Origin of the sequence: Actinomadura monticuli, from assembly GCF_041463655.1 — a bacterium.
Classification (GTDB): Bacteria; Actinomycetota; Actinomycetes; order Streptosporangiales; family Streptosporangiaceae; genus Spirillospora; species Spirillospora monticuli.
The window spans coordinates 371,050-395,269 of sequence record NZ_JAXCEI010000003.1 but is presented as its reverse complement, the minus strand read 5'-3'; the positions used below and the strand labels follow the sequence as shown (position 1 = coordinate 395,269).

28 protein-coding genes are annotated in these 24,220 nt (G+C 73.5%); 7 read left to right on the top strand and 21 right to left on the bottom strand.

Features of this window, described 5'->3' with window-relative positions; genetic code table 11:
- The first annotated feature begins 31 nt into the window (after positions 1–31).
- A complete protein-coding gene (locus SM611_RS08405; protein ID WP_371948528.1) occupies positions 32–1,162 on the top strand; it encodes a helix-turn-helix domain-containing protein in 1,131 nt (376 codons plus the stop codon).
- Positions 1,163–1,175: 13 nt separating this feature from the next.
- Here the strand turns inward: SM611_RS08405 and SM611_RS08400 are convergent, their stop codons facing one another.
- From SM611_RS08400 to SM611_RS08375, 6 genes are all read right to left on the bottom strand, one after another.
- Positions 1,176–1,979 (bottom strand): ATP-binding cassette domain-containing protein, encoded by an 804-nt coding sequence (locus SM611_RS08400; RefSeq protein ID WP_371948526.1) that lies wholly within the window; start codon positions 1,977–1,979, stop codon positions 1,176–1,178.
- Complete coding sequence (locus SM611_RS08395; protein ID WP_371948524.1) at positions 1,976–3,034, bottom strand: ABC transporter permease; 1,059 nt, start codon at positions 3,032–3,034, stop codon at positions 1,976–1,978. The genes SM611_RS08400 and SM611_RS08395 overlap by 4 nt, the downstream gene beginning before the upstream one ends.
- Positions 3,031–4,038 carry a sugar ABC transporter substrate-binding protein gene (locus tag SM611_RS08390; RefSeq protein WP_371948522.1) on the bottom strand — a complete coding sequence of 336 codons (1,008 nt, stop codon included), beginning with the start codon at positions 4,036–4,038 and terminating at the stop codon, positions 3,031–3,033. The genes SM611_RS08395 and SM611_RS08390 overlap by 4 nt, the downstream gene beginning before the upstream one ends.
- Positions 4,039–4,118: 80 nt before the next feature.
- Entirely contained in the window at positions 4,119–5,009 is an 891-nt protein-coding gene (gene iolB / locus SM611_RS08385; protein WP_371948520.1) for a 5-deoxy-glucuronate isomerase, read from the bottom strand.
- The gene (iolC, locus tag SM611_RS08380; RefSeq protein WP_371948519.1) at positions 5,006–5,941 is read right to left on the bottom strand and encodes a 5-dehydro-2-deoxygluconokinase; all 936 of its coding nucleotides are present in this window, start codon (positions 5,939–5,941) and stop codon (positions 5,006–5,008) included. Before iolC ends, iolB begins: the two co-directional genes overlap by 4 nt.
- Entirely contained in the window at positions 5,938–6,942 is a 1,005-nt protein-coding gene (locus tag SM611_RS08375) for a Gfo/Idh/MocA family protein (RefSeq protein WP_371948517.1), read from the bottom strand. The genes iolC and SM611_RS08375 overlap by 4 nt, the downstream gene beginning before the upstream one ends.
- A 177-nt stretch (positions 6,943–7,119) precedes the next feature.
- Between SM611_RS08375 and SM611_RS08370 the strand changes: the two genes are divergently transcribed.
- Positions 7,120–8,634: a nitroreductase family deazaflavin-dependent oxidoreductase gene (locus SM611_RS08370; protein WP_371948516.1), complete on the top strand. Its 1,515-nt coding sequence runs from the start codon at positions 7,120–7,122 to the stop codon at positions 8,632–8,634.
- On the opposite strand, the gene SM611_RS08365 is transcribed toward SM611_RS08370, so the two are convergent.
- The 4 genes from SM611_RS08365 to SM611_RS08350 all read right to left on the bottom strand — a co-directional run bounded on the left by SM611_RS08365 (position 8,631) and on the right by SM611_RS08350 (position 12,708).
- Positions 8,631–9,128, bottom strand: a complete 498-nt coding sequence (locus SM611_RS08365; protein WP_371948515.1) for a VanZ family protein — start codon at positions 9,126–9,128, stop codon at positions 8,631–8,633. The genes SM611_RS08370 and SM611_RS08365 overlap by 4 nt on opposite strands.
- A gap of 101 nt (positions 9,129–9,229) precedes the next feature.
- Entirely contained in the window at positions 9,230–11,626 is a 2,397-nt protein-coding gene (lon, locus tag SM611_RS08360) for an endopeptidase La (RefSeq protein WP_371948514.1), read from the bottom strand.
- Between the two features lie 201 nt (positions 11,627–11,827).
- A complete protein-coding gene (locus SM611_RS08355; protein WP_371948512.1) occupies positions 11,828–11,998 on the bottom strand; it encodes a hypothetical protein in 171 nt (56 codons plus the stop codon).
- Positions 11,995–12,708 carry an SDR family oxidoreductase gene (locus SM611_RS08350; RefSeq protein ID WP_371948511.1) on the bottom strand — a complete coding sequence of 238 codons (714 nt, stop codon included), beginning with the start codon at positions 12,706–12,708 and terminating at the stop codon, positions 11,995–11,997. The genes SM611_RS08355 and SM611_RS08350 overlap by 4 nt, the downstream gene beginning before the upstream one ends.
- A 103-nt stretch (positions 12,709–12,811) precedes the next feature.
- Here SM611_RS08350 and SM611_RS08345 point away from each other — a divergent pair, with 103 nt between their 5' ends.
- A complete protein-coding gene (locus SM611_RS08345) occupies positions 12,812–13,648 on the top strand; it encodes a helix-turn-helix transcriptional regulator (RefSeq protein ID WP_371948509.1) in 837 nt (278 codons plus the stop codon).
- Here the strand turns inward: SM611_RS08345 and SM611_RS08340 are convergent.
- From SM611_RS08340 to SM611_RS08320, 5 genes are all read right to left on the bottom strand, one after another.
- Positions 13,635–13,844, bottom strand: coding sequence for a hypothetical protein (locus tag SM611_RS08340; RefSeq protein WP_371948508.1), 210 nt, complete (start codon positions 13,842–13,844; stop codon positions 13,635–13,637). The genes SM611_RS08345 and SM611_RS08340 overlap by 14 nt on opposite strands.
- Positions 13,845–14,579: 735 nt before the next feature.
- Complete coding sequence (locus SM611_RS08335; protein WP_371948506.1) at positions 14,580–15,503, bottom strand: bifunctional helix-turn-helix transcriptional regulator/GNAT family N-acetyltransferase; 924 nt, start codon at positions 15,501–15,503, stop codon at positions 14,580–14,582.
- A gap of 74 nt (positions 15,504–15,577) precedes the next feature.
- Entirely contained in the window at positions 15,578–15,937 is a 360-nt protein-coding gene (locus tag SM611_RS08330; protein ID WP_371948504.1) for a DUF3817 domain-containing protein, read from the bottom strand.
- A 50-nt stretch (positions 15,938–15,987) separates the two neighbouring features.
- On the bottom strand, positions 15,988–16,335 hold the full coding sequence (locus SM611_RS08325; protein WP_371948503.1) for a hypothetical protein: 348 nt from the start codon (positions 16,333–16,335) through the stop codon (positions 15,988–15,990).
- Between the two features lie 48 nt (positions 16,336–16,383).
- Positions 16,384–17,601, bottom strand: coding sequence for a citrate/2-methylcitrate synthase (locus SM611_RS08320; protein WP_371948501.1), 1,218 nt, complete (start codon positions 17,599–17,601; stop codon positions 16,384–16,386).
- Between the two features lie 69 nt (positions 17,602–17,670).
- Between SM611_RS08320 and SM611_RS08315 the strand changes: the two genes are divergently transcribed.
- From SM611_RS08315 to SM611_RS08300, 4 genes are all read left to right on the top strand, one after another.
- A complete protein-coding gene (locus tag SM611_RS08315) occupies positions 17,671–18,912 on the top strand; it encodes a hydroxymethylglutaryl-CoA lyase-like TIM-barrel protein (protein WP_371948500.1) in 1,242 nt (413 codons plus the stop codon).
- A gap of 39 nt (positions 18,913–18,951) precedes the next feature.
- Complete coding sequence (locus tag SM611_RS08310; protein ID WP_371948499.1) at positions 18,952–19,236, top strand: hypothetical protein; 285 nt, start codon at positions 18,952–18,954, stop codon at positions 19,234–19,236.
- 73 nt (positions 19,237–19,309) lie between these two features.
- Positions 19,310–19,852, top strand: a complete 543-nt coding sequence (locus SM611_RS08305) for a methylated-DNA--[protein]-cysteine S-methyltransferase (RefSeq protein WP_371948497.1) — start codon at positions 19,310–19,312, stop codon at positions 19,850–19,852.
- 38 nt (positions 19,853–19,890) lie between these two features.
- Positions 19,891–20,466, top strand: a complete 576-nt coding sequence (locus SM611_RS08300; RefSeq protein WP_371948496.1) for a TetR/AcrR family transcriptional regulator — start codon at positions 19,891–19,893, stop codon at positions 20,464–20,466.
- Positions 20,467–20,589: 123 nt separating this feature from the next.
- Here SM611_RS08300 and SM611_RS08295 read toward each other — a convergent pair whose 3' ends face one another.
- The 6 genes from SM611_RS08295 to SM611_RS08270 all read right to left on the bottom strand — a co-directional run bounded on the left by SM611_RS08295 (position 20,590) and on the right by SM611_RS08270 (position 24,145).
- Positions 20,590–21,501 carry an oxidoreductase gene (locus SM611_RS08295; RefSeq protein ID WP_371948494.1) on the bottom strand — a complete coding sequence of 304 codons (912 nt, stop codon included), beginning with the start codon at positions 21,499–21,501 and terminating at the stop codon, positions 20,590–20,592.
- 127 nt (positions 21,502–21,628) lie between these two features.
- Positions 21,629–22,117 carry a glutathione peroxidase gene (locus SM611_RS08290; protein WP_371948492.1) on the bottom strand — a complete coding sequence of 163 codons (489 nt, stop codon included), beginning with the start codon at positions 22,115–22,117 and terminating at the stop codon, positions 21,629–21,631.
- Between the two features lie 46 nt (positions 22,118–22,163).
- Complete coding sequence (locus SM611_RS08285) at positions 22,164–22,319, bottom strand: hypothetical protein (RefSeq protein WP_371948490.1); 156 nt, start codon at positions 22,317–22,319, stop codon at positions 22,164–22,166.
- Positions 22,320–22,499: 180 nt separating this feature from the next.
- Positions 22,500–22,658, bottom strand: coding sequence for a hypothetical protein (locus SM611_RS08280; RefSeq protein ID WP_371948489.1), 159 nt, complete (start codon positions 22,656–22,658; stop codon positions 22,500–22,502).
- 85 nt (positions 22,659–22,743) lie between these two features.
- Positions 22,744–23,037 carry a hypothetical protein gene (locus SM611_RS08275; RefSeq protein ID WP_371948488.1) on the bottom strand — a complete coding sequence of 98 codons (294 nt, stop codon included), beginning with the start codon at positions 23,035–23,037 and terminating at the stop codon, positions 22,744–22,746.
- Positions 23,038–23,059: 22 nt separating this feature from the next.
- A complete protein-coding gene (locus SM611_RS08270) occupies positions 23,060–24,145 on the bottom strand; it encodes an LCP family protein (protein ID WP_371948486.1) in 1,086 nt (361 codons plus the stop codon).
- Between the last annotated feature and the right edge of the window lie 75 nt (positions 24,146–24,220).

Sequence of the window (24,220 nt, the reverse complement as noted above, 5' to 3'; positions counted from 1 at the left end):
TCGCGCATTGTGGCACACCACAATCGGGGCCATGAACCAGAGCGACGCCGACTGGACGCCGGTGATCGACCTCATCGAGCGGATCTCCCGCGAGGAGGATCTGCTGCCGTCCGTCGTCGCCGGGGTGACCTCCGTGGTGCGGGACGTCTCGGTGCTGCCGCCCGCCGACATCGCCGGGCACACCCGCGCGCTGCTCGCCGCCGCGACCCGCGCGATCGCGGCGCGGCGCGGGCCCACCGAGGGGGAGCTGGCCTTCGTCGCGGAGCTCGGCGTCACCCGCGCGCGGCAGGGGGTGCCGGTCGAGGCGGTGCTGAGCGCGGTGCACGTCGCCGAGCGCGCGATCTGGTCGCGGGCCCGGGAGATCGCCGCCGCCGAGGGCATCGGCGACGGGCTGCTGCTGGACGCGCGGGAGCTGTACGACGACTGGGCCGAGGCCGTCCGGTCCCGGCTGATCAAGGCGCACCGCGAGGCGAGCGCGGGCGGCGGGCCCGGACCGCACGAGCGGGACGCGGCGCTGCTGCGGCGGCTGCTCGACGGCGGCTCGGCCGCCGCGCTGGCCGCCGCCGAGGCGGGCCTCCCGGCCGGCGCGGCGCTGTGGGTGCTGGCCGCCCGGCCGACCGCCGACGCGGGCACCGGCATGGGCCGGGGGAACCTGCCGCCCGTCCGGCCGCCGGCGCCGTCCGCACTGCTGGACGGCCTGCTGTTCGCGGTGACCGCCCGCCCCCCGGCGGCGCCCGGCGGCGCGGCCACCGGGCTCGCCGGACCGGCCGAGGCGGAGAACCTGGCCGCCGCGCGCCGCCTCGCCGTGTCCGCGCTCGCCGCCGCCGAGGCGACCGGGCGGACCGGCGTGGTGCACGTCGCCGAGGTCGCCGTCGTCGCGGCGGCGGCCGACCGGACCGACCTCGCCTCGATCCTGCTCGACCGGTACCGGCCGGCCCGCGCCGAACTCGCCGCGAACGCCGAGCCGGTCGCCCGCGCGGTGTGCGCCTGGCTGGAGGCGGGGCGCGACGTCAACGCGGCCGCCGGACGCCTGTTCGTGCACCCCAACACGGTGCGGAACAGGGTCCAGCGGTTCACCGAGGTCACCGGCATCGACGCGGCCGACACCTTCGGCGGCGTCAACGCCTGGTGGCTCTGCCGCGCCTGGCTCGTCCCCTCCTGACACGGTGCGGCGGCTACGTGTCGGTCGGGGAGGTCGCCGCGTCCAGCTCGTGCGCGAGTTCCTCCAGTTCACCGCCGCCCGCCATGAGGCCGGTCAGCTCCTCGCGGGTGATCTCGTCCTTGGTGTGGTAGCCGATGCTCCGGCCCCGGTTGAGGATCAGGAAGCGGTCGCCGACCGGGTAGGCGTGGTGCGGGTTGTGGGTGATGAAGACGACCGCGAGGCCCCGCTCCCGCGCTCGGAGGATGTAGCGCAGCACCACCCCGGCCTGCTTCACGCCGAGGGCGGCGGTGGGCTCGTCCAGGACGAGCGCCCTGGCGCCGAAGTAGACGGCGCGGGCGATCGCCACGCACTGGCGCTCGCCGCCCGAGAGCGTCCCGATGGGCTGGTCGACGTCCCGCAGGTCGATGCCCATCGCGGCCATCTCGCCGTGGGTCGTCCTCCGCATGAAGCCGACGTCCATGCGGCCGAGGCCCTTGCGCCTCTCCGAGCCGAGGAAGAAGTTCCGCCACACCGGCATGAGCGGGACGACCGCGAGGTCCTGGTAGACGGTCGCGATGCCCCGGTCGAGCGCCTCGCGGGGCGAGCCGAACGCGACCTCCTCGCCGCCGACCTCGTACGTGCCGGTGTCGTGCCGGTGCAGACCGGCGACCACCTTGATGAGCGTCGACTTGCCCGCCCCGTTGTCGCCGAGCACGCACGTGACCTCGCCGGCGGACGCCTCCAGGTCCACGTCCCGCAGCGCGATGACGTTGCCGTAGTTCTTGCCGACGCCCGCGAGCCGGATCAGGGGCGCCGCGCCCGCCTTCGCGTCCGTCATGACGACCGCTCCACTCTGCGCCGCACGATCAGGTTCACCACGGTGGCGATCAGCAGCATCGCGCCGAGGAAGAACCGGAACCAGTCCGGGTTCCACTCGGCGTACACGATGCCCTTGTTCGTCATGCCGAAGATGAACGCGCCGATGGCCGCGCCGATCGCCGACCCGTAGCCGCCGGTCAGCAGGCAGCCGCCGATGACCGCGCAGATGATGTACAGGAACTCGTTGCCGACGCCCTCCCCCGACTGGATGGTCGCGAACGCGAACACCAGGTGCATGCCGGAGAACCAGGCGCAGAACGCGACCCCCATGAACAGGCCGATCTTGACGCGGGCGACGGGGACGCCGACCGCGCGGGCGCTGTCGGCCGAGCCGCCCACCGCGAAGATCCAGTTGCCGGCGCGGGTGCGCAGCAGGAGCCAGGTCGCGGCCGCCGTGAACAGCAGCCACCAGAACACGGTGATCTTGACGTTGACGCCCAGCACGTCGACGTCGGACGCGAAGATCGCGCGGGCGCTGTCGAAGCCGTCCATGTCGCGGACGGAGTCGCTCGCGACGTTGCCGGTGAGCGCCTTGGTCACGCCGAGGTTCAGCCCGGCGAGCATGAAGAACGTCGCGAGCGTGACGATGAAGCTCGGCAGCCGCGTCCTGATGTAGAGGACGCCGTTGACCATGCCGAGCGCCAGCGTCAGCACCAGCGAGACCGCGACGCCCGCCCACACGTTCAGCGTGAACTGGTAGGCGGTGAGCGCCGCGATCAGCGCCGACGACGTGACCATCACCCCGGCGGACAGGTCGAACTCGCCGCCGATCATCAGCAGCGACACCCCGACCGCCATGATCCCGAACGTGGAGCTGGCGTACAGCACCGTCGAGAACGACCCGGCGCGCAGGAACGCGTCCGCGATGGCCGAGAAGAACACGAACAGCGCGACCGCGCCCAGCAGCGCGCCCAGTTCCGGGCGGCCCAGCAGCCGCCGCAGCGGCGACCGCCGGGCCAGGCGCTCGTCGGAGCCGGGACCGGCCACCGGCGGCTGCGCCACCGCGTGGGTCATCGCGTCCCCCGGTTCGCGAACGCCTCCAGTCCCGCCGCGTTCTCCTTGGTGACGATCGCGGGCCCGGTCAGCACCGGGCGCCCGCCGCCGAGGACGTTGCCGTTGTTCTTCAGCAGCCACAGCCCGTCGACGGCCTCGTAGCCCTGCAGGTAGGGCTGCTGGTCGACGGCGAACTCGATCGAGCCCTCCTTGAGCGAGGCGATCAGGTCCTTGTTCAGGTCGAACGTCCCGATCTTGGCCTCGGCGCCGGTCTCCTTCACCGAGTCGACGGCGGTCGCGGCGAACGGCGCGCCGAGCGTCAGGATCCCGTCGATGCCCTTGTCCGCCTGCAGCTTGGCCGTGATGGACGACTTCACGTCCGGCATGTTCGTGCCCTGGACGAACAGGTTCTCCAGGTCGCCGCCGAACGTCTTCTTCGCGCCCGCGCAGCGGGCCTCCAGGCCGACGTTGCCCTGCTCGTGGATGACGCACAGCGCCTTCTTCGCGCCGATCCGGCCGAGCTCGGTGCCGGCCGCCTCGCCGGCGATGGACTCGTCCTGCCCGAAGTGCGCGATCGCGCCGAGCTTCGCCGAGTCCTCCGCACCGGAGTTGATCGACACGACCGGGATCTTCGCGGCGGTGGCGCGGGCCAGCGCGTCCTTCATGGCGTCCGGCTTGGCGAGCGTGACGATGATGCCGTCGACCTTCTTGTCGATCGCCGCCTGGACGAGCTGGGCCTGCTTGCCGCCGTCCGGGTCCGCCGAGTACAGGAACTCGACGTTGTCCTTGGCGGCGGCGGCCTTCGCGCCCTTCTGGACGATGTCCCAGAACGTGTCGCCGGCGCCCGAGTGGGTCACCATCGCGATCTTGAGCCGAGGGCCGGCGCCCTCGGGCGCCTCCTCGGACTTCTTCCCGCCCGAGCTGCTGCAGGCGCTCAGCGCCAGCAGTCCGGCGGCGGCCAGGACCGCGAGGCCCCTGGACGCCCCGCGCCTCCGCAGCGGCCCGCGCGCGACATCGCCTCTCATCGGCTGTACTCCGTTTCTCCCCGAATGGTCGGTGTGAGGAGTTGATCACAGATCGGGGCGTTCGTGCGCGCCGATCCCGCTCACAATCCGGTGGCGCCCCGTGGGCGCGCGCCGCGGCGGCGCCCCTCCGCCGACGTCAGCGGCAGCCGCGGATCGACCTCCTGGCCCGCCCAGGTGCCGCGGATCCACGCGTGCTCGGGGTCGTCGCAGATGTTCCACGCCCGTTCCGGCGACGGGCCGGCCATCACGTTCAGGTAGTAGAGGTCGTGGCCGGGCGGCGCCATCGACGGGCCGTGCCAGCCGTGCGGGATCAGGACGGCGTCGCCGCCGCGCACCTCAGCGAGCACGTCGATGGGGCGTCCGGGCGAGCCGTAGACGCGCTGGTAGCCCATGCCGTCCCGGCCGACCTCGAAGTAGTAGATCTCCTCCAGCACCGACTCGCCGGGCCGGTCCTCGTCGTGCTTGTGCGGCGGGAACGACGACCAGCAGCCGCCCGGCGTGAGCACCTCGCAGGCGATCAGCTTCTCCGCGAACGGGAACCCCTCGGGCGTCCCGAAGTTGTTCACCTGCCGGCTCGCCGCGCCCGCGCCGCGCAGCTCGACCGGCACCTCCCCGGCGGGGCCGTAGCGGGGCTCCAGGCGCGTCCCGCAGCGGGCGCCGGCCAGCGCGAACCTGCCGCGCCCCCGCACGGTCACGCGCGCGTCGCGCGGGACGTAGGCGAAGTCGGTGACCCGGCTGAACACGTCGTCGCGGCCGGCCAGCTCGAACCGCGCGCCGTCGCACTCGACGGCGCACGACCCGGCCAGCGGCAGCACGATCGTCTCGAACTCGCCGGTGCCGAACGCGTGCTCGCCGCCGTCCGGCAGGTCGAGGACGCGCAGGGCGGAATGCGCCCAGCCGGCCGACTCGGGCGTGACGACGAGCGTGTACGGGCCTTCCGCGGTGCTGCCGGCGGGCAGGTGGTACCTCATCCCGTCTCCTTGAGGAGTGCTTCGACCTCGTCCTGCGCGGGCATCGCGTCCGAGCAGGCGATGCGGGACGCCACGATCGCCCCGGCGGCGCCCGCGAACTCGACGAGCCGGCGCAGGTCCCAGCCGGACAGGAGCCCGTGGCAGAGGGCGCCGCCGAACGCGTCACCCGCGCCGAGCCCGTTCACGACGTCGACCTCGACCGGCGGCACCCGGACGGTCTCGCGGGCCGTCGCCGCGAGGACGCCGTCCGGGCCCATCTTCACGATGGCGAGTTCAGGGCCGCGGTCGAGGATCGCGCGTGCGGCGGCACGCGGTTCCCTCTCCCCCACCGCGACCGCGCATTCGTCCAGGTTGCCGACCGCCACCTTGGCCTGTTCCAGAGCGCGCGCGGCCCAATGCGGCGCCTCGCCTGGGTCGTTCCAGAGCATCGGCCTGTAGTCGAGGTCGATGACGGTCTGCCCGGGGTGTCCGGCGAGCGCGGTGAGGGTGGCCTCACGGCTGGGTTCCTGGGAGAGGCCCGTGACGGTGGCCCACAGGATGCGGGCCCCACGGATCGCCTCCATGTCCAGCTCATGTGGACGGATCTCCAGGTCCGGCGCCTTGGGGTAGCGGTAGAAGTACAGCGGGAAGTCGTCCGGCGGGAAGATCTCGCAGAAGGCCAGCGGCGTCGGCAGGCCGGGGACGGCCGTGACGTACCGGTCGTCCACGCCGTAGCCCCGGAGCGCCTTCCGGACGAACCGGCCGAAGGGGTCGTCGCCGGTACGGGTGATGACGGCGGCGCGGCGGCCGTATCTGGCCGCCGCCACGGCGACGTTGGTGGGGCTGCCGCCGAGGTACTTGCCGAACGTCTCGACGTCCTCCAGCGGGACGCCGGCCTGGTGCGGGTAGACGTCGACGCTCACCCGGCCCATCGTGACGACGTCGAAGCTCATCGCCGCACCTCGTCGGCGCCGACCATCCGGCCCTCGCGCATGGACAGCTCGCACGCCTCGGCGAGGTAGAACGCCTCCAGGGCCTCCTCCGGCGGGCAGGGGTTGGCGCGGCGGCCCGCCACGACGTCCAGGAACGCCCGCAGCTCGGCGTCGTAGGCGTCGGAGAAGCGCTCCATGAAGCCGCTGTAGGCGGGCCTCGGCTCCGCGTCCCGGTCGGGCAGCGGGGTCGCCGGCGTCCGGTCGTCCATGCCGGTGACGACGCTGTCCTTGGAGCCGAACAGCTCCAGCCGCGCGTCGTAGCCGGCGGCGTTGTAGCGGGTGGCGGAGACGACGCCGAGCGTCCCGTCGTCCAGGACGAGCAGCGCGGAACCGGTGTCGACGTCGCCGCACTCGCGGAAGAAGTCCTCGCCGCGGTTGGCGCCGGACGCCATCACCCGGACGACCTCGCGGCCGGTGACGAACCGGATGAGGTCCAGGTCGTGGATGACGCAGTCGCGGAACAGCCCGCCGGACGCCGGGACGTACCCGGCGGGCGGCGGCGACGGGTCGAAGCTGCACGACCGGACGGTGTGCAGCCAGCCGAGCCGCCCGGACGCCAGCGCCTCCCGCGCCGCGGCGTTCCCGGCGTCGAAGCGGCGCTGGAAGCCGACCTGCACCGGGACCCCGGCGGCGGCCGCCGCCCGAACTGCTTGGAACGTTCCATCAAGGTCAGAGGCGAGCGGTTTCTCGCAGAACACCGGAATTCTGGCGGCGACCGCCCGCTCCACCAGGGCGGCGTGCGCGTCGGTGGCCGCCGCGACGAGCAGCCCGTCCAGGCCGGCGGCGAAGAGGTCCTCGACGGCGTCCGCCGCCCGGGCCCGGGACGGGAGGCGGGCGGCGAGGTCCCGCGCGCGGGCCGCGTCCGCGTCGGCGATGACCAGGGCCTCCACCTCGGGCAGTGCAGTGAGAGCGGCGGCGTGGCGCGCACCGATGCGCCCCGCGCCGGCCAGTCCGATCCTCATCGATCCCCTCCCGGTCGGCGGTCAGGTGCGTCCCGAGTGTGCTGGACCGTTCCAGGGGCGTCAATGACGAACCGTCCGGCTTTCCCGTATCCAGGTGACCGAAATTGCCGGAGCCGGACGTGTCGAGCGAGACCGGCGGGGTGTCGCCCGGATAGAACCAAACGCTAGTTTTGTCCCATGCGGATCTTCGTCACCGGCGCCTCCGGGTTCGTCGGGTCCCACACCGTGCGCGCCCTCCTGGCCGCCGGGCACCGGCCGCGCGCGCTCGTCCGCGACCCGGGCAAGGCGGCCAGGGTCCTGCGGTCGGTCGGCGTCGCCCCCGAGGACGTGGAGCTCGTCACCGGCGACATGCTGGACGCGGACGCCGTGTCCGCGGCGCTCGCCGGCTGCGACGCGGCCGTCCACGCCGCCGCCGCCATCGGCGTGACGGGCGGCGACCGCGACCTGGTCGAGGTGAACGTCCGGGGCACCCGGAACGTCGTCGGCGGCGCCGTCGCCCAGGGCCTCGCCCCGGTGGTGCACGTGTCGACGATCGGCGTGTTCGTCCCCCCGTCCGGCCCGGTCATCACCGCGAACGACGCGCTGGCGAGCCCCCGCACCGACTACGGCAAGTCGAAGCTGGCGGCCGAGCGCTACGTGCGCGGCCTCCAGGAGGACGGCGCGCCGATCACGATCGTCTACCCGGGCGGCGTGTGCGGGCCGGACCAGCCCGTGCTGGACGCGCTGATGGAGGGGCTCGCCGCCGCGCTCGGCAAGGTGTGGCCGCTGCCCGGCGGCGGCGTCTCGGTCATCGACGTCCGCGACCTCGGCGAGGCGCTGGCCCGCTCCGTCGAGGCCCGCCAGGGCCCGAGCCGCTGGGTGCTCGGCGGCCACTACCTGACCTGGCGCGAGTACGCCGACCTGTGCGACCGGCTCACCGGCGTGAGGTGCCGCCGCGTCCCCGTCCCGTCCCGCGTGATGCTCGGGCTGGGGTCGGCGCTGGACGCGGCCAAGCGCGTCCGGCACTTCGACTACCCGCTCACCCGCGACGCCGCCGAGTTCATGGTGACGCTCGTCCCGACCGACGACCGCCCCATCCTGGAGGCGCTCGACCTCACGCTGCGTCCCGTCGAGGAGACCATCGCCGACGGCCTGCGCTGGCTGGCCCGGAGCGGCCACCTGAACCCGCGGCGGGCCGGGCGGCTCGCCGCCGCGGAGGGCACGCCGAGGCCCACGCTCGTCCAGCGCACGCTCGGGCCGGTCTTCCACCGGGTCTCCGGCGCCGCGTGGTTCGCCAGGGTGGGGCCGAAGGTCGTCCCGCCGATCGACCGGGCGCTGCACCGGGTGACCGGCGGGCGGCTCCTGCTGGGCCAGCTCCTCGTCCCGAGCCTCGTGCTGACCACGACCGGCGCCGTGAGCGGCCTCGCCCGCTCGACCCCGCTCGCGTGCCTGCCCGACCCGGACGGCGGCTGGTACGTCGTCGGCTCCAACTTCGGCCGCGAGAAGCACCCCGCCTGGACGGGCAACCTCATCAAGAACCCCGGCGCCGAGGTCAGCTTCCAGGGCCGCCGCGTCCCGGTCACCGCGCACCTCCTGGACGAGGTGGAGCGCAAGGAGGTCTGGCCCCGCCTGACCGCCGTCTGGCCCGTCTACGACGACTACGTGGAACGCTCGGGACGCGAACTGAGGGTCTTCCACCTGACCCCGCGCTAGGTGCCGCGGAGGGTTCTGGACAGGCGGCGGCCGAGGAACAGGTAGGCCAGGACCGCGCCCGCCACGTTGAGGATGACGTCGTCCACGTCGAAGGCCCGGCCCATGACCAGCAGGCCCTGGACCGTCTCGATCGCCAGCGAGAGGACGCCGGTCAGGAGGGCCAGGCGCACGGGGCCGCGCAGCGTCGTCCAGACGAGCGGGAGCAGCACGCCCAGCGGCGCCAGGAGCGCCAGGTTGCCGCCTAGCTGGAGGAACGCCTCCTTGGTGGGGCGGTCCAGGTAGAAGCGCAGGGAACGTCCCGGATCGGTGTTCCCGCCCGCCTGGCCGTTGTCGTGGACGGGCGTGAGCGTCAGCCGGAACGCGAAATAGAAGAACACGCCGAGCAGGCCCAGCGCGATCAGGACGACGACGGCGCGCAAGGCGACGACGTACCAGGGAACCCGTTCGCCCGGCGCCGCGGGCTGCCACATCTCCACCAACACCCGGCTCGTCATCCCCCCGTCCGACCTGGACCATGCGCGCCGGCTCGTTCCGGCTTGTCCGTAATGGGCGCATGCGAACGCCCGCGCCGGAGCGGCGCGGGCGTTCGGGTGGGTCAGGCCGCCACCGCGGTGGTGGCGGGCTCCAGTGCCAGGTCCAGGACCTCGCGGACGTCGCTGACGGTGAAGACCGTCATGTTCTCCAGCACCTCGGCCGGGACGTCCTCGAGGTCGGGCTCGTTGCGCTTCGGCACGATCGCGGTCGTGATGCCGAGCCGGGACGCGGCCAGCAGCTTCTGCTTCAGGCCGCCGATCGGCAGCACCCGCCCGGTCAGCGACACCTCGCCGGTCATCGCCACGTCCGCGCGGACCGGCCGCCCCGACAGCAGGGAGGCCAGCGCCGTCGTCATGGTGATGCCGGCGCTCGGGCCGTCCTTCGGGATCGCGCCCGCGGGCACGTGGACGTGCACGCCGCGGTCCTTCAGGTCGCCGACCGGCAGCTCCAGCTCCGCGCCGCGCGAGCGCAGGTAGGACAGCGCGATCCGGGCCGACTCCTTCATGACGTCGCCGAGCTGCCCGGTGAGGGTCACGCCGGTGTCCCCGGTCTCCTTGTCGGCCAGCGACGCCTCGATGTAGAGGACGTCGCCGCCCGCGCCGGTGACCGCCAGGCCCGTCGCCACGCCCGGCACGCCGGTGCGGCGCTCGTTCCGGCTCAGCTCGACCTCCGGGGTGAACCGGGGCCGTCCCAGGTAGTCCTTCAGGTCGGCCGCGCCGATCGAGACCGGCAGCGCCGCCTTCTCCAGCGCCACGTTCGCGGCGACCTTGCGCAGGACGCGGGCGATCGAGCGGTCCAGGGACCGGACACCGGCCTCCCGGGTGTACTCGGCCGCCAGCAGCCGCAGCGCGTCGTCGCCGAAGGCGACCTCCGACGCCTCCATCCCGGCCTTGTCGAGCTGGCGAGGCAGCAGGTGGTCACGGGCGATCGTGACCTTCTCGTCCTCGGTGTAGCCGTCCAGCTCCACGAGCTCCATCCGGTCGAGCAGCGGCCCGGGGATGGCCTCCACCACGTTCGCGGTGGCGAGGAACAGCACGTCGCTCAGGTCGAGCTCGACCTCCAGGTAGTGGTCCCGGAAGGTGTGGTTCTGCTCGGGGTCGAGGACCTCCAGCAGCGCCGCCGTCGGGTCGCCCCGGTAGTCGGCGCCGACCTTGTCGACCTCGTCCAGCAGGACGACCGGGTTCATCGAGCCGGCCTCGCGGACGGCCCGGACGATGCGTCCGGGAAGCGCGCCCACGTACGTGCGGCGGTGACCGCGGATCTCGGCCTCGTCCCTGACGCCGCCCAGGGCGACACGGACGAACCTGCGGCCCATGGCCCGCGCGACCGACTCGCCCAGCGAGGTCTTGCCCACGCCGGGAGGACCGGTCAGCGCCAGCACGGCGCCGCTCCTGCGGCCGCCCACGACGCCGAGGCCGCGGTCCTCGCGCCGCTTGCGCACGGCCAGGTACTCGACGATGCGCTCCTTCACGTCGTCGAGCCCGGCGTGGTCGGCGTCCAGGATCTCGCGGGCGCCCGCGATGTCGTAGGCGTCCTCGGTGCGCTCGTTCCACGGGATGTCGAGGACGGTGTCGAGCCAGGTGCGGATCCAGCCGCCCTCGGGCGAGGCGTCGGACGACCGCTCCAGCTTGTCGACCTCCTTCAGCGCCGCCTCGCGCACCTTCTCGGGGAGGTTCGCGGCCTCGATCCGGGCCCGGTAGTCGTCCTCCTCGTCGGCGGGGTCGCCGTTCAGCTCGGCCAGCTCCTTGCGGATGGCCTCCTGCTGCTGCCGCAGCAGGAACTCCCGCTGCGTCTTCTCCATGCCCTCCTGGACGTCCTTGCGGATCGTCTCCGCCACGTCCAGCTCGGCGAGGTGGTCCCGCGTCCACCCGATCAGCAGCTCCAGCCGCTCGACCACGTCGACGGTCTCCAGGACCTCGATCTTCTGCTCGTCGGTCAGGTAGGGCGCGTACCCGGCGTTGTCGGCCAGGGTGGACGCGTCGTCGATCTGCTGGACGACGTCCACGACCTGCCAGGCGCCGCGCTTCTGCAGGATCGCGCTGACCAGGCCCTTGTACTCCTTGGCCAGCTCCTGGGCCCGCCCCGACGCCGGCGGCGCCTCGATCACGGTCCCCTCGACCCACAGCGCCGCGCCGGGCCCGGTCGTCCCGGTCCCGATCCGCACCCGCGACACGCCGCGGACGACCGCGCCCGGCTCGCCGCCGGGCAGCCGCCCCTCCTGCTCGATCACGCCGAGCGTGCCGACGCCCGCGTACCTCCCGTTCAGCCGGGGCACCAGCAGCACCCGCGGCTTGCCCGTCGACCGGATGCCCGGCCCCTGGGACTGGGCCACCGCCCGCGCGGCCTCGATGGCCGCCCGGACCTCGCCGTTCTCGGAAAGGTCCAGGGGGACCACCATGCCGGGCAGAACGACCCCGTCCTCAAGGGGCAGCACCGGCAGCGTCAGGGTTTCGCTCATGCTCAGCTCCAAGTCCGTCGCCGACCCAACCTCAAGTTGAGCCATACACACTCAAGAAAACGGAGCAGCATTTTGTTTCCGCAGCAACGTTCGCTCTCAGCGATCACACACCCGCGCGCGGCGGATCATCGCCGAAGAGCGGCACCGTGTTCCAACAACGCCTTCCGCGGCGACTTCCCGGCGGGATGCCGACGGAACCCTTCAGCCCCCGTTCGTCCCGAGCCCGCGGACCGACTCCACGCCGCGCGACAGCCGCCGCTCGAAGTACTGCGCCACGCCGGGCGCGTCCCGCGAGCCGGGAGGGGCGCGCAGCACGACGAGGGACGCGCCGTCCGCCCGCCCGGCCCGCGGCAGGACGACGCTGCCGGTCAAGTGAGGTGATGGCCGCCGTCCACGTGCAGGACCGTTCCGGTGATGAAGCCGTTGCCCATCACCGAGACGAACGCCTGGGCGATGTCGTCCGGCGTGCCGATGCGCCGGGCGGGCAGGCGTCCGGCCAGTTCGGCGAAGGCCGCGCCCTTGTCCACGCCGAGCTGCTCCCAGATGGGGGTGTCCACCCAGCCGGGCGAGACGACGTTCACCCGGACGGGGGCCAGCTCGATCGCCAGCCCGCGGGCCAGGGACGCGAGCGCGCCGTTGGCCGCGGCCATGATCGTGTTCGCGCCGTTCGGACGGTAGGCGTTGATGCCCGAGGTGAAGGTGATCGAGCCGGTCACGCGGCCGGCCCCGTGCTTGCCGACCAGCCAGGCCCCCAGCAGCTTGGCGTCCAGGACGGCCCTGGCGGTCGCCGTCGGGAGGTCCGGCGTCCGGCCGTAGACGCCGGTCGCGTCCGCCGCGGTGACCGCGACGTGCTCGACCTCCCCGGCGCGGGCGAACAGGGCGGCCACGTCCTCCTCCCTGCCGATGTCGGCCCGCACGGTGCGGATCTTCCCGTGCCCGGCCGATTCCAGTTCCGTGCGGGCCGCGGCGAGCCGGTCCTCGGACCGTCCGGCGATCGTCACGTCGGCGCCGTCCATGAGCAGGGTCCGGGCCAGGGCGAGACCCATGCCGGAGCCGCCGCCGATGATCATTACGTTGGTCATGCGCCGAGTGTCCGGCGCCGCCGCGGCGACGCGGAAGGCCGCGCGACACCTGGGTGCGACACGGCCACCCAGGCGCGGGACGGCCGGTGGCAGACTCGACGGCATGAACGCGATGGCGACGTTCCTCCGGATCCGGCGCGGGCGGATCGGCCCGGCCGACGTCGGGCTGCCCATCGGCCCGCGCCCCCGGCGCAACCCCGGGCTGCGGCGGGAGGAGCTCGCCGCGCTGGCCGGGGTGAGCGTGGACTACTACACCCGTATCGAGCAGGGCCGCGAGACCGCGCCCAGCGACTCGGTGCTGGACGCGCTGGCCCGCGCCCTGCGGCTCAGCGACGACGAGCACGCCCACCTGCTCGGCCTCGCCGACCGGACCGCCGGGCGGACGCCCCGCCGGCGTCCCCCGGCACCGCGGCCGGCCCGTCCCGGCCTGCTGCTGATGCTGGAGTCGCTCCGGCCGAGCCCCGCCTACGTGCTGAACGAGGTCAACGACGTGCTGGCCGCCAACGCCGAGGGCCTCGCGCTGATGCACGGGCTCGGCGACTGGCCGCCCGGGCGGCGCAACACGATCCGCTACACCTTCCTGCACCCGGACGCGCGGTCGGTCTTCGCCGACTGGGACCGGGTCGCCCGCAACAGCGTCGCCCACCTGCACACCGCCGAGCTGACCGCGCCGGAGCCGGCCGCGGCCCTGGTCGGCGAACTGCGCTCGGCGAGCGACCCGTTCGCCGAGCTGTGGCGGCGGCACGAAGTCATGGTCAAGCGCGGCGGCGAGACCGCGTTCCGCCACCCCGTCATCGGCCCGCTCACCCTCGCCCACGAGGTGCTCGCCACCACCGCCGACGGCCAGCGGATGATGGTCTACCAGGCCGAGCCCGGCACCGCCGAGCACGACGCCCTCGTCCTGCTGGCGATGACCGCCTCCGACGTCAGCCCGGGGTGAGCCCCGCCACCCGGATGAGGAGGGCGGTGGTGTTGTCGCGGGTGCCGGCGTCCAGGGCGTGCCGGACGAGCGAACGCGCGTCGTCCCACGGGGGCCGGGCCGCCCAGGTGGGCGCGGACGGCCGGCTGGGCGCTGCCGCAGTCCCAGCGGCGGCCGTCCGGGGCGACCGTTCCGCCGCACGTGGCACAGGGGGCATGGCGGCATGATGCCGGAAATGAGGGACTTGCCGGCCGGTCTCGGATGGCTCGCGGGCAATGCGCGGGCAAAGCCGGGTTCGTGATCTTGATTCTTTGAGCGGAGCGCGTTTACGTGCGCATGACGTGCGGGTACTTAACGCAACGAGATCGTGACACACGGTGAACGAAAGATCCTCGGGGCGGCAAAGTCCCAGGTCGGGCACGAAGGAGGGCTGGGATGCGCAAGAGCGAGCGTGAGATCCGGCCCGTCCCCGCGCCCCTCTCGCCGCGCGGCCCGGTCCGCGCCACGGCCGAGGGCGTTCCCGGCGCGCACCCCCGCCACCCGTCCCCCAACGGGTGCCGGTGCGGCGGCGCGCCGCGACACACCTCGGGTCCTCGGCCGTCCCGGACCGGCTCGACGCGGCGGCCCGCCCCGGGCCCCGGTGCCGCCCGCCCCCGCGGCACCGGCGTCCCCCGGCGGCCGGGCCGGCGGCTCCGTCCCACCGCGCCGCCGGCCCGGTCCCAGGCTTTCGGGCGCCCAGCGGCGCCCTCCCTCCACCACCGGGCGGGCCGTCACGCCCCCGCCCGGCGCGGCCGGGAGGGAGGTGGGAATCGGTATCCAGAAGAACCGGCGCCACGCCGGTGAGCACAGCAGGCGGCCGGAACTCCGTCCGACCCCCGTCCCGGCCGCCGACGCAGTAGGGATCGCTGCGGAACCGGGCCCGTGGAGGTGCGACACCCTCCGCGGGCCCGGTTCACAGCTTCCTGCGCCAGACCTGCCCGTGGACGACGTCCCCGAAGCGCTCCACCGGCGGCTCCTCCTCTTCCAGGACGAACCCGGCCCGCCGGTAGACGCGGTGCGCGGGACGCTGGAGCGCCGTCGTCCACAGCATGATCTCCGCGTAACCCGCCTCGGCGGCGAAGCGGACGCACTCGGCGACGAGCGCCGACCCGACGCCGAGGCCGCGCGCGTCCGGCTCGACGTGCAGCAGGCGGAGCTGCGCGACGTCCTCGGCGCGCCTGACGCAGAACACGCCGCCCAGCCGGACGCCGCCGGACTCGGCGATCCACGCGTTCTCCCGCTCGGGGTCGTGGTCGCGCACGTAGTCCGCGACGACGGTGGCGACCAGGGCCTCGTAGGTGCGGTCCCAGCCGCACTCCTCGTCGTAGAGGGCGCCGTTGCGCTCGACCACCCAGCCGAGGTCGCCCGGACGCAGCGGGCGCAGGACGACGCCGTCCGGGCGCGGGCGGTCGCCGAGGACGCCCTGCACGGTGCGCATAGCGCCGAGCAGGCGGCGGCGGTCGGCGGGGGCCAGGCCGTCCAGCAGGCCGCGGATCTCGGCGACGCTCCGCTCGTCGAGCATGGCGAACACCTCGCGGCCCCGGGGCGTGAGCCGGACGACCTGCCGGCGCGCGTCGCCGGCGGCGCGCTCGCGCAGCACCAGGCCGTCGGCCTCGAAGCGGGCGAGCATCCGGCTGAGGTAGCCGGCGTCGAGGTCGAGCGCGCGGCGCAGGGCGAGGACCTCGGTGTCCTCCCGCTGGGCCAGCTCGAAGATCACCCGGGCCTCGGTCAGCGAGTAGGGCGAGCGGACGAGCCCCTCGCCGAGCACCCCGATGACGCCGGTGTAGAAGCGGTTGAACGCGCGGACCGTGCCGACGTCCTCCTCGGTCACCTCCATGCCGCCGCCCTCCTAACGTTTGACTGAGTCAAACGTTACGTGACGAGGAAGCGGGGCACCAGCCCCGAACCGGGTCAGACGCTCGCTTCGGCCCCTGCGTCGGCTTCCGCGTCGGCCGCTTTGCCCGCCTTGGCCGCCGCCAGCGCGCGCGCCTCGCGGACGACCTTGCGCTCGACGAAGAAGGTCATCAGCGGCACGACGCCGCCGAGCACGATCAGCACCATCGTGCCGACGGGCCAGCCCGTCCGCCGCCACAGGTCGAAGGCCAGCGCCACGTAGACCATGTAGAACAGGCCGTGGATCGGCGACACGATGCCCGCCATCTCCGGCATGTCGGTCGGCCCGTACTTGAGGACCATCCCGATCGCCAGCAGCACCAGCAGCGTGCCGACGATCAGCGCCAAGATCCGGTACCTGGTGACCGCGCCTTCCACAGCGAACACACCTTTCGTTGAGCGGGCCGCGCGGCGGCCCGCACGCGGGGTCAGCGCCCCTGCGAGTTGAGCCGGGCGAGGTAGCGGTTGTAGGCCGCGAGGGCGGGGTCCTCTTCCTCGTGCCGCTTGATGATCTCCCGCTTGACCTTGGCCTCCGCGGGCTCCTCGAGCACCGTGGGCGCGGGCGCCGTGCCGGCCCGCTCGTCCCGGATCATCTTGACCCACATCACGATCACGAAGATCGCGAAGATCGGCCACTCGAACGTGTAGGCCCAGCTGCGGTCGTTGCCGGACTGGGCGCGGTCGAACTGCCACCAGCCGAACCCGAGGAACGCGCCGCACAGCACGATCGCGAGCGCGTGCAGGCCGAGCCAGCCTGGGGTGAGGAACCGTCGCACGCCACCGAGCCTACCCCCGGTCCCGCGCGGTGCCGCCCCGGCCCCGCCTCACGGCGGCGGCGGGCCGACGTAGACCGCGCGGGGACGCAGCGGGCCGCGCCGGCCGTACTCCTCCAGCGCGTGCGCGAGCCAGCCGGCGGTGCGCGCGACCGCGAAGACGGCCTCCCCCGCCCCCGGGACGAGGCCGGCGACCGCGCCCAGCGCCGCCAGCGCGAAGTCGACGTTGGGCGCGGGGAGGCGTCGCCGCGCGGCCTCGTCCAGGACGGCGTCGGCGGCGGCGACCCGCTCGTGCCCGGGCGCGGCGGACCGGACGAGGCCCATCAGCACGGCGAAGCGCGCGTCGCCCGACTTGTAGACGCCGTGCCCGAACCCGGGGACGCGCTCGCCGGCGCGCAGCCGCTCCCCGACCACCCGGGACGCCGACGCCGGGTCGCCGACCTCGGCGATCAGCCGTTCGGCGCCGTAGGACGCGCCGCCGTGCAGCGGGCCGCCGAGGACGCCGAGCCCGGACGCGACGACCGCGTACGGGTCGGCGCGCACGGACGCGGCGACCCGCGCGGCGACCGTGGACGCGGCCAGCTCGTGGTCGGCCAGCAGGATCATGGCGGCCTCGAACGCGCGCAGCAGGCCCGGCTCGGGCGGGCGCGGGCACAGCCGGCTCCACAGCCGCTCGGCGATCCCGCCCCCGGCGGGCGCGGCGGCGGCCGGGAGGGCCTCGACGAGGCCGGAGACGAGCGCCCGCCCGGTCGCGGTGACGCCCTCGGGATCGAGGTGGTGGCGCAGCGGGTCGGTGGCGGCGAGGGCCGCGACGATCAGCTGGAGCCGGTCGAGCGGAAGGAGGCCGGCGGGCAGGCCCGACTGGGCGGCGACGGCCGCCGCGACCCCGTCCGCCGCGGCGCGCCACGGGCCGGCGTCCCCATCGCCGCCATCGCCGCCCGTCCAGAGCCAGGCGGCGACGTCCTCGTACGTCCCGGACTCCGCCATGGCCAGGACGTCGCGCCCCCGGTAGTACGGGCGGTCGGCGCCGAGCGCGGTGATCGCCGACTCGATCGCCAGCTCGCCCGGTCCGGGCGGGCGGCGCGGCTTCCCGCGCCGGGCCAGCTCCTCCACCTGCGCCGCGTCGAAGAGGCTGCGGCGCCCGTCCGCCGCGCGCCTGCGGCGCAGCACGCCGCGGCTCACGTACGCGTACAGCGTGGCGGGCTTCACACCGAGCCTCTCGGCGGCGGCCTTCGCGTCGATCCACCCGCCGGCCTGCTCGTTCTCCACGATTCTCGCCCCTGAATATTGATTATCGTCAATATTGATACATATAGATCTCAGTGTCAATCTGAGGGCATGCCTCAGATTCACTTCCTGGACGTGACCAACCGCGACGGCGTCCAGACGGCCCGCACCGGGCTGTCCAAGTTCGGCAAGACGATGGTGAACTTCTACCTGGGACGGCTCGGCGCGGCGCAGTCGGAGATCGGCTTCCCGTTCCTGTTCCACGAGGAGCCCTACGTGCGGGCGCAGATCGCGCTGGCGGAGGCGGGCGCGTTCGGCGGCCTGCGGCTGTCCGGCTGGTGCCGGGGCGTCGCGGCGGACGTGGAGAAGGCCGCCGGGGTGCGCGCCGGGGGCACGGGCCTCGCGCACTACAACCTGTCGATCTCGACGTCCGACTACATGATCGCGAACAAGTTCCGGGGGCGGCTGGACCGGAACGCCATCGTCCGCGAGATGGTCGCGGCCGTCCGCGCGGCCAAAGCGGGCGGGGCCGAGACCGTCGGCGTCAACGCCGAGGACGGCTCGCGCACCGACGACGGCTTCCTGAAGGAGTTCGCCCTGGCCGCGAAGGAGGCCGGCGCCGACCGCGTCCGGTACTGCGACACCATCGGGGGCGACACGCCCGACCGGATCAGGGACCGCTTCGCCGAGCTGGCCTCCGCCGTGGGGATGCCCGTCGAGACCCACTGCCACAACGACCTCGGCCTGGCCGTGGCGAACTCCGTCAGCGGCGCGCTCGGCGACCTGGAGGCGGGCCAGGACGCGTGGATCAACACCTGCGTGAACGGCATCGGCGAGCGGTCCGGCAACGCCGACCTGCTGTCGACCATCCTCGCGTTCCGGCACGGGTTCGGGCTGCAGGAGCGCGGCATCGAGATCGGCGACCCGATCGACCTGTCCTGGGCGCGGCGGTTCGCGCTGTGGGCGAGCTACGCGTTCGGCCAGCCGCTCCCCTACAACCAGGTCGGCGTGGGACGGAACGCGTTCGCGCACGAGTCCGGCATCCACGCGGACGGAGCGCTCAAGGACCACGGCAACTACGAGCTGTACGACGAGGAGACCCTCGGCCCGTTCCCCGACGACTGGCACACCCGCCGCGGACGGGTCGTCCTCACCGGCGAGTACGGCGGCAAGGCCGGCTTCCGGCACGTCATGGACGGGCTGGGCGTCGAGCCGGTGGACGAGGACCTCGCGTTCAAGCTCGTCCAGCTGTGCAACGCCCAGACGGGCCGGCCGCTGACCGACGACGAGCTCCGCCTGATCGGCGCCTACCCCCGGGAGCTGTCGCTGCTCTTCCCCGGCCAGCTCGGCTGACACCGGGATTTGTCCGATGCCCGCTCTACGTTCTCGGGCATGGCGAGCAGCACGGTGGCGGCTGGGGCCGCGCAGTCGTACACGTACACGCGGCCGTCCGGGCTGGACGCGGGCCTCCTCGGCCTGTCGACGTCCGGCGGGACGACGAGCGGCGGCCCCCGGCCGCATCCGCACTTCTTCAGCGGGGTCCTCACCCAGGCGGCGCCGGCCGAGGCCGCCGGCGTCAGGGGCGCCATCCCGGAGGTCGAGGCCGTGGCGGCGCGCGGCGGCTCCAGCCGCCTCGTCCAGGAGTCCGCCCGCCTGCACCGCACCCTCGCAACGTGAGGGCGGGCATCGGTGTTGACGAAGGTGTCGGTCCCGCGTGGGACGCTGGACACACCGGAAGGAGCGCTGGACCATGACCGAGACCCTCGCGTTCGGCACGGCCGAGACCGTGCTCGGCCGCCTGCTCGTCGCCGAGACCGAGACCGGAGTCGTCTCGCTCGCCTTCCGCGACACCCCCGCCGCCCGCGCCCGCACCGCCAAGGCCACCGGCCTGCCCGTCGTGGACGCCCCCGCCCGCACGGCCCCCGCGCTCTCGGCCCTGCGCGACTACTTCGCCGGCCACCTGAAGGACTTCGACGTCCCGATCGACTGGCGGCTGACGTCCGACGCCCAGCGGCAGGTCCTCACCACGCTGTACGAGTCCGTCCCGTACGGGAAGGTCGTCACGTACGGGGAACTGGGCGACCGCAGCGGCACGGGCGTCCACGCCCAGGTCATCGGGCAGATCATGGGCAGCAACCCGATCCCGCTGATCGTCCCGTGCCACCGCGTCGTGGCCTCGAACGGGCTGGGCGGCTACAGCGGCGGGTCCGGCGTCGAGGTGAAGCGCTGGCTCCTCACGCTGGAGGGCTCCGTCCCCGCGACCCTCGACTGGGACATCACCCGCGCTCCGTGAGCTTACCTACGTGCGGTCGGGAACCCTAAAATGGGCGGGTGCCGAGGATCAGTGAGGCCACCGTCGCGGAGCACCGGGCCCGCCAGCTGCGGAACCTGCTGGACGGGGCGCGGGCGCTCGTGGCGGAGGAGGGCATCGAGGCGCTGACGCTGGCGGCGCTGGCGCGCCGGGTCGGGCTGTCGCGGCCCGGCCTGTACGAGTACTTCCGGTCGAAGGACGATCTCGTCGCGGCGATCCTGGAGGAGGAGCTGCCCCGGTGGGCGTCCCTCGTCGAGGCGGCGCTGGCCGGCGCCGAGGGCCTGGACGGCAAGGTCGCGGCCTACATCCGGTGCCAGCTGGAGGTCATGACGGACGGCCGGCACGCCGCCGCCGTCGCGCTGGTCGAGCACGCCCTCGCCGAACCGGCGGTCGGCCGCATCCGGGCGGCGCACGCGCAGCTGCTGCGCCCGCTCGCCGCCGCCCTGGAGGCGGGCGGCGTCGCCGACGCCGAGCTGCGGGCCGAACTGATCCAGGCGCTGGTCGACGCCGCCGCCGGACTCGCGCAGCGCGGCCCGTCCGGCGCCGGGACCGTCGTCGAGGCGACGGTGGCCCAGGCGATCCGCGGGCTGGGCTGAGGCGGTCCGAGGCCGGGCAGGCCCGCGATCCGGGCAGGCCCGGTCAGGCGCCGACGGGGTCACGCCGATCCGGAGTCACGCCGATCCAGAGCCAGGCAGGTCCGGAATCCGGCAGGTCCGGGGTCAGGCTTTGGCGGGGGTGTAGCCGACGCCTGTGAGGGTCTCGGAGACGTCCCAGAGGCGCTCGCCCAGGTCGGCGCGGCCGGCCTGCGGGGGCGTGACCACCTTGGTGGGCGCGCCCCGGTACTGGAGGAGCCGGGGGCCGTAGCAGGCGCCGCCCTCGACGTCCGCCGTCGCGGCGTACAGGGACGGCAGCGCCCCCGCCGCGGCCGACTGGGCCATCACCGCGTTGCCGAGGCCCGCTGCCTTGTCCATGAGCGTGTTGCCCTGCATCCTCGGGCCGGCCTGCTGGAGGTTCGTCGCGGCGAAGCCGGGGTGGGCGGCGACGCTGGTCAGTTCGGGGACGCGCCGGTCCAGCTCCTTGGCGAAGATCAGGTTCGCGAGCTTGGCCTGCCCGTAGGCGGACCACTTGCGGTACCGGCGCTCGCCCTGCAGGTCGTCGAAGTCCAGCCGGCCCGTCCAGGCGAAGCCCGAGGTCACGGTGACGACGCGCGCGGACTCGGCGGCGCGCAGCGCGGGCAGCAGCAGGCCGGTGAGCGCGAAGTGGCCGAGGTGGTTGGTGCCGAACTGCATCTCGAAGCCGTCGGCGGTGGCGCGCCGCGGCAGCGCCATGACGCCCGCGTTGTTGACGAGGATGTCGAGCGGGCCGTCCCCGTGCCGGGCCGCGAACGCCCGGACGGACACCAGGTCGGCGAGGTCCAGCGAGCCGAGCGCGAGGTCGGCGCCGGGCGCGGCGGCCTTCATCCGGTCGAAGGCGGCCTGGCCCCGTTCGGCGCTGCGGCAGGCCAGCACGACGGACGCGCCGTGCCGGGCGAGCTGGAGCGCGGTGTGGTAGCCGATGCCGCTGTTGGCCCCGGTGACGATCGCCCGGCGGCCCTTCAGCGCGGGGATGTCGTTCGCCGTCCAGCCGCGCATGGGCACCTCCACGTATCGCGGACCTCACAAGTTAGACGGGTCCTCGAATAGAGGGCAACGGCTTCGCGGTGTGGCGCGATTCACAGCGGCGGGCGCCCTCCGGGCGGGCCGGAGGGCGCGACCGGCCTCAGCTGGGAAGGTTCCTCTCGATGGCGGCGACGACCTCGGCGGACTCCGGCTCGGCCTGCGGCGCGAAGCGCGCCGCGACGGCGCCGTCCGGGCCGATCAGGAACTTCTCGAAGTTCCACCGGATGTCGCCGGTGTGGCCCTCGGCGTCCGGGGTGCCGACGAGGCCCTGGTACAGCGGGTGCCGGCCGTCGCCGTTGACCTCGATCTTCTCGGTCATCGGGAAGGTGACGCCGTAGGTCGTCGAGCAGAACTCGGCGATCTCGTCGGCGGTGCCGGGCTCCTGGCCCATGAACTGGTTGCACGGCACGCCGAGGACGGTGAAGCCGCGCTCGGCGTACCTCTCCTGCAGCCGCTCCAGGCCGGAGTACTGCGGGGTGAGGCCGCACTTGGACGCGACGTTGACGACGAGCACGGCCTTGCCCTGGTACTGCGCGAGGTCCGCGGAGCCGCCCCGCAGACCGTCGATCTCTACGTCGAAGACAGACATGAGGCCGATCCTAGGAGATCCCTCCCATGACCGGCCCCCCGCCGTCCTACGTGCCCAGCGCGTTCACGAAGGCGGCGAGCTGGTTGCCCGCGTTGCCCAGCTGGTCGAAGGCATTGTTGACCACTCCCGCCGCGTCCGTCGGCGAGCTCAGCAAGTAGAAGATGACGAAGGCGATCGCCACATAGCGGAGGTTCTTCTTCATCCGTACGCCGTCCCTGGTTGTAGCGCGCGACACAATTGACCCGATCCAATTGTGCCCAGCCGCGGGTGCCCGCAAAGCGCGATTTTACTGTGACGCGCGGGCCACCGCTTGGTGGCCCGCCGAGGGGCGGACGCGTAGAAGCCCCGCACCGCCGGGGGTACGGGGCCACGGAGCCGTCCGTCAGTTCGGGATCGCGCTCATGAACTGCGACAACGACTCCGCCGCGTTGCCCAGCCCGCTCAGGGCGTTGTTCACCAGAGTCGCCGCCCCCTCGGGCCTGCTGATGACGTACCACGCCACGAAGGCGATGGCGGCGATCTTCATGCTCTTCTTGTTCACTTCAACCACCCTCTGCGGTCGCTAACTCACACAGAGTAGTTCCCTCGGATGGGCGAACGGAGATCAAGACGGGGTAAAGAGCCGGTCAGGTCCGGTTGGCGTGCTCGGCGATGTACCTGATGTACAGGGGCCTGAGAGCCTCCCCGACCTCGCCCTCCCCCGCGTGCGTGAACTCCTCGAGCAGCGACACGACGTGGAAGATGTCGAACTCGGCGCGGTCGACCTCCCCGGTGGCCGCCGCGGCGGCCGGGATCGCGCGCAGCAGCTCCCACAGGAAGCCGACGTCGCGGCGCTCCCGGGCGAGTTGCATCGCCCGCTCGTGCAGCTCCTTGGAGCTCAGTTCGTCCAGCTTCACGCCGTCCGGCGTCAGATCGGACATGGTCCGACTGTAGCCGGACGGGTCACTTGGTGATGACGTCCTGCGGGATCGGCTGGTCCTGCTTGAGCGCGGCGAACATCGTGGACGCCTTGGCCCTGTCCCAGGTGATGTAGGACCCGGCCGCCGCCGAGCTCCCGCTGCCCCCGATCGGGACGGTCGTCGTCACACCGCCGCCGCCGCTCACGCCCTTCATCGCCCACATCATGCGGACCAGGTCGTACAGGTGGTCGTTCTCGTCCACCAGGAAATTGCTGGTGGCGTTCATCGCCAGCGGGACGCTCCGGAACGGGTTGAGCATCGTCCCCGGGCTTGTCGCCTTCTTCATCAGCGCGGCGAAGAACTGGCGCTGGTGCTCGACGCGTTCGAGGTCGGCGCGGGCGAACGCGCGGGTCCGCACGTAGCCGAGCGCCTGGCCGCCGTCCAGCGTCTGGCAGCCGGCCTTGAGGTTGAGGCCCGCCTTGCGGTCCTTGATGTTCTCCTTGACGCAGATGTCCACGCCGCCGACCGCGTCCACGACGCCCACGAAGCCGCCGAAGCCGATCTCGGCGTAGTGGTCGATGCGGATGCCGGTGGCCTTCTCCACGGTCTCGACGAGCAGCTTGGGGCCGCCGAACGCGAACGCGGCGTTCAGCTTGTTGGACCCGTGGCCCCGGATCGGGACGTAGGAGTCGCGCGGCAGGCTGATGAGGGACGTCCCGCCCGAGCCGTAGTGCAGCAGCATCATCGAGTCGGTGCGGCGGCCGCCGGCGAACCCGGTGGCGAGCCGCTTCTGGTCGGCCTTCGACAGGCCCTCGCGGCTGTCGGACCCGACGACCAGCCAGTTCGTCCCGGGCGTGTCGGCGACCCGGCCGGGGTAGTCCACCAGGACGGACTCGCGCTTCAGCCGCGAGTCCAGGTAGAAGTAGCCGCCCACGACGATCAGCAGCAGCACGACCGCGATCGCGCCGAGCACCCGCGGCCAGCGGCGCCTGCGGCGGCGCCGGACCGGCGCCCCGCCGTAGGGGTCGCCCGCGCCGACCCGCCCCCCGGCGAGCTGGTCGCCCGCGTACGGGTCGTCGTACGGGTCCCGCCCGTAGGCGGCGTGCTGGTGAGCCCGGCCCTCGTTCATGCGTAGACCTTAGACAACCCCGGGGGTGCCGCGCGTCCATCCGCCGCATGATTCTGCATCCGAACAAATCACCGC